The 13,384-nt window shown below is 63.4% G+C and carries 10 protein-coding genes; 5 read left to right on the top strand and 5 right to left on the bottom strand.

Annotated features, from left to right (window positions below; all coding sequences use genetic code 11):
* Positions 1 to 121: 121 nt before the first annotated feature.
* A complete protein-coding gene (locus tag CDA63_RS00050) occupies positions 122 to 916 on the bottom strand; it encodes an energy transducer TonB (protein ID WP_088462406.1) in 795 nt (264 codons plus the stop codon).
* A gap of 109 nt (positions 917 to 1,025) precedes the next feature.
* Here CDA63_RS00050 and CDA63_RS00045 point away from each other — a divergent pair, with 109 nt between their 5' ends.
* The 3 genes from CDA63_RS00045 (at position 1,026) to CDA63_RS00035 (ending at position 4,643) form a co-directional block, all read left to right on the top strand.
* A complete protein-coding gene (locus tag CDA63_RS00045; RefSeq protein WP_088462778.1) occupies positions 1,026 to 1,475 on the top strand; it encodes a RidA family protein in 450 nt (149 codons plus the stop codon).
* Positions 1,476 to 1,633: 158 nt separating this feature from the next.
* Positions 1,634 to 3,601: a MutS-related protein gene (locus tag CDA63_RS00040; protein ID WP_088462405.1), complete on the top strand. Its 1,968-nt coding sequence runs from the start codon at positions 1,634 to 1,636 to the stop codon at positions 3,599 to 3,601.
* Positions 3,602 to 3,677: 76 nt separating this feature from the next.
* Positions 3,678 to 4,643 (top strand): bestrophin family protein, encoded by a 966-nt coding sequence (locus CDA63_RS00035; protein WP_088462404.1) that lies wholly within the window; start codon positions 3,678 to 3,680, stop codon positions 4,641 to 4,643.
* 133 nt (positions 4,644 to 4,776) lie between these two features.
* Here the strand turns inward: CDA63_RS00035 and CDA63_RS00030 are convergent, their stop codons facing one another.
* The 3 genes from CDA63_RS00030 to CDA63_RS00020 form a co-directional block, all read right to left on the bottom strand.
* Entirely contained in the window at positions 4,777 to 5,184 is a 408-nt protein-coding gene (locus tag CDA63_RS00030; protein ID WP_088462403.1) for a response regulator, read from the bottom strand.
* Positions 5,185 to 5,232: 48 nt separating this feature from the next.
* Entirely contained in the window at positions 5,233 to 5,898 is a 666-nt protein-coding gene (locus tag CDA63_RS00025; RefSeq protein ID WP_088462402.1) for a sensor histidine kinase, read from the bottom strand.
* A gap of 172 nt (positions 5,899 to 6,070) precedes the next feature.
* On the bottom strand, positions 6,071 to 7,876 hold the full coding sequence (locus CDA63_RS00020) for a PAS domain-containing protein (protein WP_088462401.1): 1,806 nt from the start codon (positions 7,874 to 7,876) through the stop codon (positions 6,071 to 6,073).
* 177 nt (positions 7,877 to 8,053) lie between these two features.
* Here CDA63_RS00020 and CDA63_RS00015 point away from each other — a divergent pair, with 177 nt between their 5' ends.
* Both CDA63_RS00015 and CDA63_RS00010 read left to right on the top strand, forming a co-directional pair.
* Positions 8,054 to 10,195 carry an FUSC family membrane protein gene (locus CDA63_RS00015; protein ID WP_088462400.1) on the top strand — a complete coding sequence of 714 codons (2,142 nt, stop codon included), beginning with the start codon at positions 8,054 to 8,056 and terminating at the stop codon, positions 10,193 to 10,195.
* Positions 10,196 to 10,272: 77 nt separating this feature from the next.
* A complete protein-coding gene (locus tag CDA63_RS00010) occupies positions 10,273 to 11,436 on the top strand; it encodes a VWA domain-containing protein (RefSeq protein WP_088462399.1) in 1,164 nt (387 codons plus the stop codon).
* Positions 11,437 to 11,543: 107 nt separating this feature from the next.
* Here CDA63_RS00010 and CDA63_RS00005 read toward each other — a convergent pair whose 3' ends face one another.
* Positions 11,544 to 13,058, bottom strand: a complete 1,515-nt coding sequence (locus CDA63_RS00005) for a M28 family peptidase (protein ID WP_088462398.1) — start codon at positions 13,056 to 13,058, stop codon at positions 11,544 to 11,546.
* Positions 13,059 to 13,384: the final 326 nt, after the last annotated feature.

Below are 13,384 nucleotides of genomic sequence, written 5' to 3'. Positions count from 1 at the left end.
AAAAGCAGCTTCAGCATCGAAGCCCCAAGCCATTGACCCAGATAACGCAGCAATGCAAGCGGTATAGATACGGTGTATGCCGTATTATTTACTGATAACCGGCAACTTGCCGCTGACGAGCTTAAAGCGAGAATACAACCGGTAAAACCATCTTTTGCTTTATCGGCTCGCCCTTATACAGCGCCGGCTCCCACTTCGGCGCGGCTTTAAGCAGTCGAATGGCTTCCTCGTCGAGGCCCGAGCCGAGCCGCTTGATGGGCTTGATATCGGTAAGCGAGCCGTCTTTCTCAATCAGAAATTCCATCAGCACTTTGCCTTCAATTTTGCGTTGCAGCGCGAGGGCGGGGTACTTCTGGTTTTGCTGAATCCACTCGAAAAAGGCTTCGGTGCCGCCCACGGGCCGAGCGGGGCGGTCGGCGCTAACCACTTGGGTAGTGCTGCCGGCAGCCGTTGCGGCAGTAGCCGCCGGAACGGCCGCTGGGGCTGCCTCGCCAGGAATCTGGAACGTGACGGGCACTGCTTGGCTCTGGCGCACCACGCCGCCGCGGTGCTTGGCGGGCGTCCAGCGCGGGGCCGCTTTGATGAGGCGGATGGCTTCGGCATCGAGCAGGGCGTTGCCGGGCTGGGCCACGGTCACATTGGAAACAGAGCCGGTTTTCTCGACCACGAAGTTCACCGTTACCGTGCCCTGCGCCCCGGCCTGCAAGGCGGCGGTGGGATACTGCTGGTTGTTGGCCAGGTATTGGGCAAAGGCCTCGACGCCACCGGCGGGCAAGGCGGGCTGTTGCACGGCCTCGTAAATGGCGTTGGCGGGCGGTGCTTTGGGGTACTTGAGCTTTTGCTGGGCTACGGCTGGTGCCAGGGCGGCGGCACTAAGCAGGGCAGCCAGGGCTAACGGACGAATAGTTGGTTTCATAGGAAGAAAGCAGCGCGAAACGGAGGTGAACTGGGAACAACAACCGCACCAGCCAGCCTTCAAGTTCGGGATTTCGGCGGAAAGCGGCGGTTTCGGTAGCTTTGGCCTTATGGCACCTGACGCAACTTCCGCCGCCTACCACTCCGGCCGCGCCCCCGAACCGGTAGGTTTTTACCCCCATGCCCGCCGCGTGGGCAATCTGCTGTTCCTTTCGGGGGTAGGGCCCCGCCAGCGCGGCCAGGCCCAGGTGCCCGGCGTGGAGCTGGACGAAACCGGCCGCGTAGTGCGTTACGATTTTGAGAGCCAGTGCCACGCCGTATTCCGCAACGTGCGCTGGATTCTGGAAGAAGCCGGAGCCGATTGGAACGACTTGGTAGACGTTACAGTGTTCCTGACCAACATGCGCGCCGACTTCGCTACCTACAACCGCCTCTACGCCGAGTATTTCCAGGCCAACCAACCCTGCCGCACCACCGTTGAAATCAGCTGCCTGCCCACCCCCATTGCCATAGAACTTAAATGCGTGGCGGCAGTGGGGGAGGTGAAGCGGGCCACATAAACGGGGTCGTGCTGACCAAAGCCGAAGTACGTTACCGCTTTGTTATAGGCATAGCCAGAAGCCAGAAGTAGCAAATGCGCTGGTCATGCGTTGCCTTAGCGCAGCACAACCAGCGCGTTTGCCTCACTTATCCCAACGTCCCTTTCTTTCCATCATCCGTGTCCGATTACCGTCCGCTTACCGTTGCCCCCGCCGAATTATTTCAGGAAAACCTGGCCTACCATACCGAACGTGAGGGCTATTTTGCCGGCCGGCACCGGGTAGTGGCGCTGGTGCGGTTGCTGCTGTTCGGGGTGGCGGCCGGTGGCGTGTGGTGGCTGCTGAGCTTGGGGCAGACGGCCGCCGCGCTGGGGCTGGCGCTGGGGGCCTACCTGGCATTTTTGGCGCTGGTGGGCTGGCACAACCGCGTGGGCTACCAGCGCGAACACCATCGGCTGCTGGCCCAACTCAACCGCGACGAGCTGGCCCGCCTCGAAGGCCGCCTGGCCGGCTTCGACCCCGGCCGCCGCTACCTCGACCCCCAGCACGCCTACGCCGCCGACCTCGACGTATTCGGCGACCACTCGCTGTTTCAGCTCCTTAACCGCAGCACTTCGCGGCTGGGGCAGGATTGGCTGGCGGATTGGCTGCTGGCCCCGGCCGCGCCGGCTACGGTGCAGGAGCGGCAGCAGGCTACGGCCGAATTGGCTCCCAACGTGGCCTGGCAGCAGGAGTGGCAGGCCCGTGCCCGCCACTACCCGCGCCAGGAAACCGACCCGCGCGCCTTTGCCGGCTGGCTCCGCGAGCCCAATTTCTACGCTGGCCGTGGGTGGTTGCTGCCGCTGCTGGGCTTGCTGCCGCTAGGAGCCCTGGTGGGTTTGTGGGCGACTTTCAGCGGCCACGGCCCCGGGTTTCTGCTGCTGCTGGCGCTGCCTGCCGCCCTCAACGGCCGGTTTGCGGCGATACGGGCCGACTACTACACCCACGCCACCACCATGCGCGACGCCCTGCGAGCGGCCCACGACCAGCTAGCTCACTTCGAGGCCGGCACTTGGCAGAGCCCAGCACTGCAGCGGCTGCACCGTACCCTGCACGCTACCGGTGGCACGGCGGCGGCGCGGCTGCTGAAGCGTCTGGGCAGTATTGCCGGCTGGTTTTCGGCCCGCCAGAACCCGGCTGTGGCGGGCATGCTGAATACGGTGTTGCTCTGGGATTTGTGGGGCATCTGGCAGTTGGAACGCTGGAAGCGCCGTATCACCGGTGGCCTGGAACCGCTGCTGGAAGCCGCCGCTGAACTCGACGCGCTGGTGAGCTTGGCCGCTTTCCGGGCCGCCAACCCGGGCTTTGCCGAGCCCGACCTCACGGCCCCGGCCCTTACCGTGGCCGCCACCGGTTTAGGCCACCCGCTGCTGTTCGGGGGTGAGGGCGTGCGCAACGACTTTACTACGGCTGGCCTGGGCCAAACGGTGATTGTGACCGGCTCGAACATGGCGGGCAAAAGCACCTTTCTGCGTACCGTGGGCCTGAACCTGGTGCTGGCCCAGGCCGGCGCGGTAGTGGCCGCCACAACCCTCCGCACCGGTCCCGCCCGCGTGTTCACCGCTATGCGCAGCCACGACAACCTGGCCGAAAGCACCTCCTCATTCTACGCCGAGCTCAAGCGCCTGCGCCTGTTGCTGGACATGACGGAGGGAAATCAATTGACAACTGATAAGGAAGAGTTGACAATGACCGGCGACCTAGTGGTGCCCGCTGCTGGCTCATCGGCCGCAACCAACGACCTGGCAACTGGCAACTCGTCACTGGCCACGGAAGGCTTGCCCGTTTTCTATCTGCTCGATGAGATTTTGAAGGGCACCAACTCGGCCGACCGGCACCGGGGGGCGCGGGCGCTGGTATTCCAGCTGCGCGAACGGGCCGCCAGTGGCCTGATTAGCACCCACGATCTGGAGCTGGCCGCCCTCGAAACCGACCTGCCCGCGCATGTGCGCAACGTCAGCTTCAACTCCTACCTCAACCCCGACGGCACCCTGCGCTTCGATTACCACCTCACGCCCGGCATGTGCCGCTCATTCAATGCCAGTCAGCTCATGCGCCTGATGGGCATCGTGCTCGATGACCCGGAAGACGAGAAAAAGCCCGTCTGAATTGGTGGTTGCGACAACTTTTTAGCTGCCGCACGGGTAAGGCAGGCTCTGCATTGCCATTTCGCTCCTCTCAATCATGTACGTTCGTAAAAACATTCGTTGGCGCGTTATCTGGCCCTACGCCTGGGAAATGGTGCTTTTCGAGAGCCTGTATGCCCTGCTTATCTGTGTTGTCTACCGAGCCGGGCTTCACGCACTCGATATTCCGTGGCAGCCGGTGGCCACGCTGGGTATTGCGGTGGCCTTTTACGTGGGCTTCAAAAATAGTGGCTCCTACGACCGTTTCTGGGAGGGGCGTAAGCTCTGGGGCGGGGTGGTCAACTACAGCCGCAACTGGGCTATCCAGAGTCTGGAGTACATCACGACGGTAGTAGATGCGCCCGACGTGGAGGCCCCACCCGCCACACTGGAGGAGTTGAGCGGGCGGCACCGGCGGCTGGTGTATCGCCAAATTGCCTGGTGTAACGCGTTGCGGCTAGCCCTGCGCCGCCAGCCCGAACTTTGGGACGAGCAGGTAGCACCCTTCCTCGACGCGGCCGAATCGGCCCAGATGCGCCTCCGCCAGAATCCACCGGCCCACCTGCTGCGCCAGCAAGCTGCCGATTTACGGGTGCTGCGTCAGGAGCGAGGCCTGCTCAACGACTTCCAGCACGTGAACATGATGCAGAGTCTGGAGGAACTCTTCAACCTGCAGGGCGGCTGCGAACGAATCAAGAATACGCCTTTCCCGCGCCAGTATGCCTTTTTTAGCTACGTGTTCGTGCGGCTGTTTGCCCTGCTGCTACCGCTGGGCCTGATTGGCGAATTTGCCCGGATGGGCCCCGACCACATCTGGCTGACCATCCCGTTCGCGGTACTCGTTTCGTGGGTCTTCAATACCATGGAAGTGGTCGGGCACACCTCCGAAAACCCTTTCGAAAACGAAATCAATGATGTCCCGATGACGGCCATCTGCCGCACTATCGAAATCGACTTGCGCGAAATGCTCGGCGAAACCGACCTGCCGCCCAAGCTCGCCCCCATCGACGACGTGCTGTATTAGAGCCTGGGGAAAAAGAGAAAGGACGTCATTCCGAGCGAAGCGAAGAATCTCGCGTGCTAATCGTTGAAGTAATCTTCAATGACAGCACGCGAGATTCTTCGCTTCGCTCGGAATGACGTCCTTTTCCTAAGCCCTATCCTGGCAACTGGCGCTGGAAGTGGAGTTGGAGGATGTTATCGATTTTTTCCTTGGTGAGGGGTTTGCTGACGAGCCCGGCAATGGATAGCTCGTCGAGGCGGATCAGGTCGCGGGCGTCCATGGTAGTCGTGAGCATAATGACCACCGTGGCCCCGCGCTGGGCATCGGGCAGTTGTTGGTAGGCCTCCAGGAACTGAATGCCGCTCATGCCGGGCATGTTCACGTCGAGCAGGATGAGGGCGGGGGCGTCGGGCGCTGCCTGGGCCAGCAGATCGAGGGCCTGGGAGCCACTTTCAGCCACTAGCACCTGCTCGGTAACGTCGAGCTTTTTGAATAGTAGCTCGTTCAGAAAATTGTTGGTCGAATCGTCATCAACCAATAATATACTTGGTAGCTTTTGCATATAAATCAGCAGAATGGAGCGAAAGAGGAGCGGCGCAAATGCCGCCGCTTAGGTGGCTACGGGCAACGATACGATGAAGGTGGTGCCCACATTGGGCTCACTACGCACAGTAATCGTGCCGCCGGCGTTTTCAACCATCTTTTTTACCATGTACAGGCCCACGCCCGAGCCCGGTACGTGGCTGTGCAGCCGCCGGAACAGCCGGAACAGTTCCTGCAGCTGGTTCGGATTCAGGCCGAGACCATTGTCGTCAACTTCCAGCATCACGAGGTTGCCCACATGGCGGCAAGATAAGTGTACCTGAGGCCGCCGGTCGGGGGCACGGTACTTAATGGCGTTGCTGAGCAGGTTATAAATAATGCTACGCAGGTTTTTGGCTGAGAACCGCACGGTCGGGCAACCAGCCAAGTCGATGGTGAGCGTGGTGTAGGCCGCCGTTAGTTCGGGCAGCATATCGAGGCGCACGGCCTCCACCACGGCCGGCAGGTCCACGGCTTCGGGTAACTCGGTCAGGTCAATCTGCTGAAGGCGAGATACATCAGTGAGATGGGCCAGGGTTTGCTGGAAGCGCGCCACCGCGTCTTCCATCATGCCCAGCAGTTGGGGTACGGGCTGCTGCTGCTGGGCCTCCGGTGGCAGGTGTTCGCGCAAGGCCAGCAGCAGCCCCTCCACGTTGGTAATCGGCGATTTGAGGTCGTGGGAGGCTGAATACACGAACGTATCGAGGTCGGCGTTGGTGCGACTGAGGCGGGTATTGGTTTCGAGTAGCTGCTCTTGGTGGCCCGGGCCTGCTCGTTGATGGCGGCCAGCTGGTTGTTGAGGGCTTGCACCTGCTGGCGCGCCAGCACCTGGTCGGTTACCTCAATGCCAATGGCGATGAGGCCCGTCACCTGCTGCTGCTCATTGCGCAGGGCCTGAAACACGAAGTTAAAGTAGCCCAGCGCCGGCCGGCGGTGTGGGCGCGGTCGAGTTGCACCGGGCTTTCGTCAATGGAAAACGTTTCGCCGCTTTCCAGCACCCCCGCCAGTAACTCCTCAAACCCCTGGCCCACTGTGGCGGGCACGGCCTCGAAATAGGGCCGGCCCAATACCTGCGCCGGCGTGTGGCCCCACAAATCGCAGATGGCTTGGTTGGCCAGCTCTACTATTAGGGCGGAACCACGCAGGATGGCGATGGGTACTGGTGCCTGCTCGAAAATGGTCTGCAGCTCAGTTTGGCGGCTTTCCCGCTCCCGGCGGGCCAGCACCTGCTCGGTTACATCGACGGCAAATGCCTGCACGCCCCAGGTCTGGCCCTGGCTGTCGAGCAACGGCTGGCAGATGAAGTTGGCGTAGCGCGGGGCCGTGGGTTCGGGGCCGCCGGGGTTGTGCAGCACGATGGGGGCCGCCGTAGCCTCGTAGGGCCGGCCGGTGCGGTACACGTGGTCGAGCATTCCCAGAATACCCTGCGCCACGATTTCAGGAACGAGTTCGGCCACTGGCTGGCCCAGGTGGGCGCGGCCGCCGACCGCCTCCTGATACCGGTCGTTGAAGAAGGTGAAACGGTGGTCGGGGCCACTGAAGGTAGCCAGCACGGCGGGCACCCGGCCCAGAATCTGGCTCAGCAACTCCTGGCGGGCCCGTACCTGCTCGCGCTGGTGCTCGGTTTCGGCCAGGGCGCGCTGCACTTCGCCGGTGCGTAGGGCTACGCGGTGCTCCAGCTCCTCGTTGAGCTGCCGCAGCTGCTGCTGGGTATTGAGCAGCTGCGTATTGGTATCCAGGTATTCCTCGTTGGAGGCCTGCAATTCCTCGTTGGCGGCCGCCAGCTCTTCGTTGAGGTTTTGCACCTGCTGGCGGGCCAGGACCTGCTCGGTTACATCGACGGCGATATTGAGCACGCCCAACAGCTGGCCCTCGGCATCGTAGAGCGGTTGAAAGGTGAAGTTGAAATACTGGCTTTCGACCTGCCCGCTGGGCTGGCGGAGTTGGGCTGCCACCTGCTGGCCCACGAAAGGCTGGCGGGTGCGGGCCACGTCGCGGATCAGGCTGTCGAATTCCTGACCTACCAGCTCGGGCACGGCCTCAAGCAGGGGCAAACCGAGAATGGCCGCCGCCGGGTAGCCCCAAATGGCACACATCTGGTCGTTGACTGTCCCGATTACGCACTCGTCGCCTTGAAACAGGGCAATGGCCACGGGGGCCTGAGTGAGCACGGCTTGGAGCAGGTTGCGCTCGGTTTCGGCTTCCTCCCGGGCCTGCTGCTCGGCTAGCTGGCTGCGGCGCAGGGCCTCTTGCATGGCCGTGCGCGGGGTATCGTTGTCGTCGGACAGGCTCACGACCAGCAGCGGGCCCTGGGGCCGGGCCACCGCCCGAAAGTAGCCGTCGATGCCATCGTACTGGTAGTTGAAATGCTCCTGCCCACGAATACCCGACTCGAACACGCGGCGGTAAAAGTCGAAAATGCCGGTGGGCCCGGCGTGCGGATACAGTGCGAGCAGGCGCTGGTTGGGGTGCTCGGGCTGGCCGAGTAACCGCTGGGCGGCGGGATTAAGGTACTCGTAAAGAAAATCGACGATGCGGCTGTCTGTCTCGTCGAAAATTGGGCGCAGCAGCAGCAGGCCCGTCTGCGAAACGTCGAGCAGCGCGTACAACAGCTCATCGGCCGCTCCCGCGTCGGGTGGCAGCGCCGCTACCGGATAATTAGCGTTAGCCATAGGCCTAAGCAGGGAAATAAGGATTACGGGTTCGAAGATACCACCCGGCGCACATTGCAGCGCAAAAAGGATTGTTGGTCGGCCGGGCAGCAAGCAAAAACTGCGGGGTGGTAAATCCGGCGGGCTGGTTGCAACTTGCGGGCGGCCGTCCGGTCCGAACGTGGGCGGCTCGCTGCCATGCCCGATACCGTCCGTAAGCTTCGCTATTTCTTTTCGAGCCAGGAATTTTCCGATGGCCTGCGCACGACCCTGGCCGTGCTGGTGCCGGGCCTGGGCCTGGGTTTGCTGGGCCAGCTCACGGCGGGCGTTACGATGTCGATTGGGGCGCTGTGCGTGAGCTTCACCGACACGCCCGGGCCGCCCGTGCACAAGCGCAACGCCGGGCTGGCGGCCGTGGCCCTGGCGGGCCTGATGGCCGTGGTTACCGGGTTTCTGCAGCCCTACTCGTGGCTGCTGGGGCTGGTGGTGGTGGCGGTGAGCTTCTGGTTTACGATGCTGCTCGTGTACGGCAACCGGGCCGGAGCCGTGGGCACGGCGGGGTTGCTGGTGCTCATTCTCATGCTCGACAAGCCCCTGCCGCCCGAGCGCGTGTTCAGCTACGCCGGCCTGATTGTGGCCGGGGGGCTCTGGTACTTGGCCCTGGCGTTGCTGCTCAACCGCCTGCGCCCCTACCGCGTGGCCCAGCAGGCCCTCGGCGACGCCGTGCTGGCCGTGGCCGAGTTTCTGCGCCTCAAGGCCGATTTCTACCGCCCCGGTACCGACCACCTCGACGCCGACTACCGACGCCTCGTGGCCCAGCAGGTGCGCGTGAGCGAGAAGCAGGACGTGGTGCGGGAGCTACTGTTCAAAACCCGCCAGCTGGTGAGCGAATCGACTGGTACGGGACGGCGGCTGGTGCTCACGTTCGTCGATCTGGTCGACCTCTACGAGCAGGTCACCATCAGCTCCTACGACTACGCCGCCTTGCACCAGCGCTTCGAGGCCAGCGGGGTGCTGGCGGCCGTGGCCACCGAGGTCGATGCGCTGGCCGCCGAGCTGGAGCGGGTGGGCTTCGCCATCCAGGGCAACCACGCCTACCGCCCCCGCCCCACGGCCGACCCGCTGGCGGGCCTCGAACAGCTCAAAGCCCGCATCGACGCGCTCGAATCCGCGTCGGCTGGTCCGGCCGGCGCGGGCTCGGTGCTGCCGCTGCGCAAGGTACTGGTGAACCTGCGCAATCTGGCGTTGCGCCTCCAGGGTATCCAGGGGTATTTTGGGGCTGAGGCCGCGGCCATTGTGGGCCAGCGGGCCGAACTGGAGCTCGACCGGTTCGTGGCCCACCAGCAGTTCACGGTTCGGCAGCTCACGAGCCAGCTTACGCTACGCTCGGGTATTTTCCGCCATGCCATGCGCATGCTCATCGCCTCGCTCATCGGCTTCATCATCACCGAAACCCTGCCCGGCCACCACAGCTACTGGGTGCTCATGACGATTACCTACATGCTCAAGCCGGCCTTCAGCCTCACCAAGCAGCGCAACGGCCAGCGGGTGCTTGGTACGCTGCTCGGGGGCGTGCTCGGGGCGCTGGTGCTCTGGCTGATTCCCGACCGGCTGGTGCTGTTGGCCCTGATGGTGGGCTTCATGGTAGTATCGTTCAGCTTCGTGCGCATCAACTACCTGGTCACGGTCACGTTCATGACGCCCTTCGTGCTCATCCTGTTCAGCTTTCTGGGCCGGGGCTACGTGCGGGTGGTGCAGGACCGTATTTTCGATACCGTGCTGGGCTGCGCCATTGCGTTTGCGGTGAGCTACTGGCTGTTTCCGCGCTGGGAGTCGGAGCAGCTCCAGGATTTTCTGCGGCCGGTGCTGCGGGCCAACCTGCGCTACCTGCGCACGCTCCAGCAGGCCCTGCTCGGCTCGCCCGTGGCCGTGCTCGACTATAAGCTGGCCCGCAAAGAAGTGTACGTGAGCTCGGCCAACCTGGGCGCGGCCTTCCAGCGGATGCTCTCCGAGCCCCGGGCCAAGCAGCGCCACCCCGCCGAGGTCCACGAGTTCGTGGTGCTTAACCACATTTTGTCGGCCAACGTGGCGGCCATCACCTCGGCCCTACTGGCCGGCGAAACCACGCCCGGAATCTCGGCCACCGGCCTCAAAAACCTGCGCCAGGCCCAGCAGCAGCTCCAGCGCGGCCTGCTCCGCCTCGGCGAACCCGAAACAGAAGAGGCCGTCACCCCGCCCGCCCCAACCGCCGGGCAAGACGAGCAACTGGGCGAGCAGTTGGAGTTCATCCAGAAAGTAAGCGGCGACATTGGGCGGATAACGGAGGCGGTAGCGGTGTAGCAGTAAGGGCCGCGTGCAACCAATTGGCCACGGAGGCTACTCCTGCCAGCACCACGCAACCTTTTTATTCTATCCCCATGAAAACACGACTACAATGGGCCCTCGTCGGCGCGCTGCCCTTCCTGCTCGGTGCCTGCTCCGGGGCCCTGGACAGCAGCGTAAGCCCTACCCGTGATTTGGGCGTGGCCCCGCCGCCTTCGGGCTCCAACCCGACCCAGCCCCAGGCCGGTGTGCTAACGGCCGGCGAATGGAACGACCTGCGCAACTGGTCCTTCTGGATTAATGTACTCAAGCGCCCCGAGTGGTCTCCGCTGCCGGATAGCTGGCAGCTCTACCCCACCACGCGCTACACGCTCACGCTCACCGATGCCGCCGGCCAGCCGCTGCCCGGGGCCCAAGTCACGCTGGGTTCGGCCGCGGCAACGACCGGCGTCACGGTCGCCATAACCGATCGGCTGGGTCGGGCCGAACTATTTCCGGGCTTGTTTCAGAAGGATAGTCCGGCGGCGGCCCAGCCGGTGCTGGTGGCCTACCGGGGCCAGCAGTTTACCTTGGCTCCGCTAGCGGCCACCGAGTACGCGGCCACCCGGGCGCTGCCCGTGGGCGCCACGGCCGCCTCGGCAGTGGATATTATGTTTGTCGTGGATGCTACCGGCTCGATGGGCGACGAAATTACCTACCTCCAGGCTGAATTGGGCAATGTAATTCCTCGCGTCGTCGCGCAATTGCCCTCGGCCGACATTCGCATGAGCAGCGTATTCTACCGCGACCAGGGCGATGCCTACCTAACGCGCGTGCAGCCCTTTACGACCAAGCTGAGCGAGCTACAAGACTTCGTGCAGGCCCAGCGCGCTGGAGGCGGGGGCGATTTCCCCGAAGCCGTAGACGAAGGCTTGCGGGTCGCGCTCGATCAGCAATGGCGCCCCGAGGCCAGTTGCCGGCTGTTATTTCTGGTGCTCGATGCCCCGCCCCACGGCGAAGCCCGCACCCGGATGCAGACGCTCATCCGGGAGGCCGCCGGTCGGGGCATCCGCCTCATTCCGGTAACGGCCAGCGGCATCGATACCAGCACCGAGTTTCTGATGCGCAGCCTTGCCCTGAGCACGGCCGGCACATACGTCTTCCTCACCGACCACAGCGGCATCGGCGACAAGCACCTGACCGCCACCGTAGGGGAGTACAAGGTTGAATTTCTCAACAACCTGCTCGTCCGCCTTATTACCGAATACAGCCAGCCGTAATGGGCTGGTAGTTGATTGGCACGTCGAAAGGGCGTCATGCTGATCGAAATCGAAGCATGACGTCCTTTTGACGTGCCAATCAACCTCAGTTTAAAACTAATAACCGGCTACCGCTCCAGCTTGAAGCCGACCTCGCGAGCGGGCGGCGTGGGGCGGTTGGCCACGGCCCAGCCGGTGAGGTACATCCACTGGGTCATGCGCAGCAGCTTGGCGTAGTCGATGCGGGCGGGCTCGTCTTTAGGCGTGTGGTAGTCGGCGTGCAGCAACGAGGTATACATGATGGCCGGGATGCCCAGGCGGGCGTAGGGCAGGTGGTCGGAGCGGAAGTACCAGCCCTCGGGGTGGGTAGCCTTGTCCCACTCGACATCGAGCTTGAACTGGGGGCCGGCCTGGTTAGCAGCCAGTGCCGTCCGTACGAGGTCGGAGGAGTTGAGGTGGGGCGCGGTGGAGCCCAGCAGCGCGGCCGAATCGGGGGCGTTACGGCCCATCATTTCGGCGTTGAGTACGGCTACGATACTCTCGCGGGGCACGGTGGGCTTGTCGGAGAAGTAGCGGGAGCCGAGCAAACCGCGCTCCTCCGCTCCATGGTACACGAACAGCGCCGAGCGGCTGGCGGGCTGCTGCTTGAAGGCCCGCATGATGGCCAGCAGGGCCGCGCAGCCGGTGGCGTTGTCGTCGGCCCCGTTGTAAATCGAGTCGCCGGCTACCGCGGCTCGCACGCCGTCGTGGTCCTGGTGGGTGCTGAAGAGTACATATTCATTCTTGAGCTGGGCGTCGGTGCCGGGTTGCTTGGCCACGATGTTTACCGAGGGGTATGCAAACGTTTCTACTTTCAGCTCGGTGGAAAACTGCTGGCCAGCCTGGCGGGCCCAGCTCAGGTCGGAGGAGGGCAACCACACTACGGGCGTCTGTTCGGCAGGCACTTTCACGTTGGCGTCTCCGGGCAGGCCGTAGCGGCCGCGCTCGAAAATATGGCTCCAATGGTCGTACACGGCCTGGGCGGGCGCATCGGAAATAAACACCACCGCCACCGCGCCGGCCTTGGTGAGCTCGGCCGCCTGGTCGCGGAGCTTGCCGAACAGGTAGCGCCGGTAGCTGATGCCGTCGGTGGGTGCGCCTGAAATCTGGAGGGCCACGGCTTTGCCTTTCACGTCAACCTTGGCCAGCTCGGCCGGCGTGGCCGTACCCACGAACACCAGCGGGGCCGTTACGCGGGCGTTGGTGGGGGCCGTTATTACAGCATCGTGGCCGGGCCGCAGCCGGTGGCTCCCAATGCTTAAGGTGCTGCCGGGCGTGAGGCGAGTGCGCTGCAGGTTAAACCACTGGAAGTAGGTGCCGTCGTCGCCGGCCGGCTCCAGCCCAATGGCCCGGATCTGCTCGGCCAGCCAGCTGGAGGCCCGCAATTCGTCGAGTGTGCCGCCCTCGCGGCCCCGGTACTTGTCGCCGGCCAGCGCAAACAGGTCGCGCTTAATGTCGGCTTCCTTGATGGCCGATTCGGCGTTGCCAGCCAAGCTGGCGGTAGAGCTGGGCGTGGTTTTGCGGTTCTTTTTCTGGGCCGTGGCGGCGGGGGCGGCGGCTAGTAGCAGGCCAGCCAGTAGGAGGGGAGTGAGTCGTAGGGTCATGGGGGAAATGAAGTGGTAGAACGAGGTTGGAAAAGGACGAAGCAACTGCCGCAAGGTTGCCACATAACTTAGGAGTGAGCAAAGTAGTAAGGAAGCTATAAAAAATAGCACGTCATTCCGAGTAGCGCGAGGAATCTCGCGTGCTGATGTTGCCATAGTTGCTCAACGTCAGCACGCGAGATGCTTCGTCCGTGCTCTAAGCGCAACATGCTCTGCATGAAGTTCTTTGAGGTGGTCTAGTTACGCTGGACAGTTTAGGGCGTTAAGTGGAAGAAGCTGTTGGTGAGCGTAATAGGGGGTCTGATAGTCGATGCTGGAGTGCAGCC

Source organism: Hymenobacter amundsenii, assembly GCF_002204745.1.
In the GTDB taxonomy this organism is placed as follows: Bacteria; Bacteroidota; Bacteroidia; order Cytophagales; family Hymenobacteraceae; genus Hymenobacter; species Hymenobacter amundsenii.
Note: the sequence above shows the minus strand (reverse complement) of the source record. Positions and strands in the feature narration are given on the sequence as shown.

Bases quoted from the DNA above. Each gene is read 5' to 3' on its own strand.
- CDA63_RS00050 (WP_088462406.1), bottom strand. From the start codon at position 916: ATGAAACCAACTATTCGTCCGTTAGCCCTGGCTGCCCTGCTTAGTGCC.
- CDA63_RS00010 (WP_088462399.1), top strand. From the start codon at position 10,273: ATGAAAACACGACTACAATGGGCCCTCGTCGGCGCGCTGCCCTTCCTG.
- CDA63_RS00015 (WP_088462400.1), top strand. From the start codon at position 8,054: ATGCCCGATACCGTCCGTAAGCTTCGCTATTTCTTTTCGAGCCAGGAA.
- CDA63_RS00030 (WP_088462403.1), bottom strand. From the start codon at position 5,184: ATGCAAAAGCTACCAAGTATATTATTGGTTGATGACGATTCGACCAAC.
- CDA63_RS00045 (WP_088462778.1), top strand. From the start codon at position 1,026: ATGGCACCTGACGCAACTTCCGCCGCCTACCACTCCGGCCGCGCCCCC.
- CDA63_RS00020 (WP_088462401.1), bottom strand. From the start codon at position 7,876: ATGGCTAACGCTAATTATCCGGTAGCGGCGCTGCCACCCGACGCGGGA.
- CDA63_RS00035 (WP_088462404.1), top strand. From the start codon at position 3,678: ATGTACGTTCGTAAAAACATTCGTTGGCGCGTTATCTGGCCCTACGCC.
- CDA63_RS00005 (WP_088462398.1), bottom strand. From the start codon at position 13,058: ATGACCCTACGACTCACTCCCCTCCTACTGGCTGGCCTGCTACTAGCC.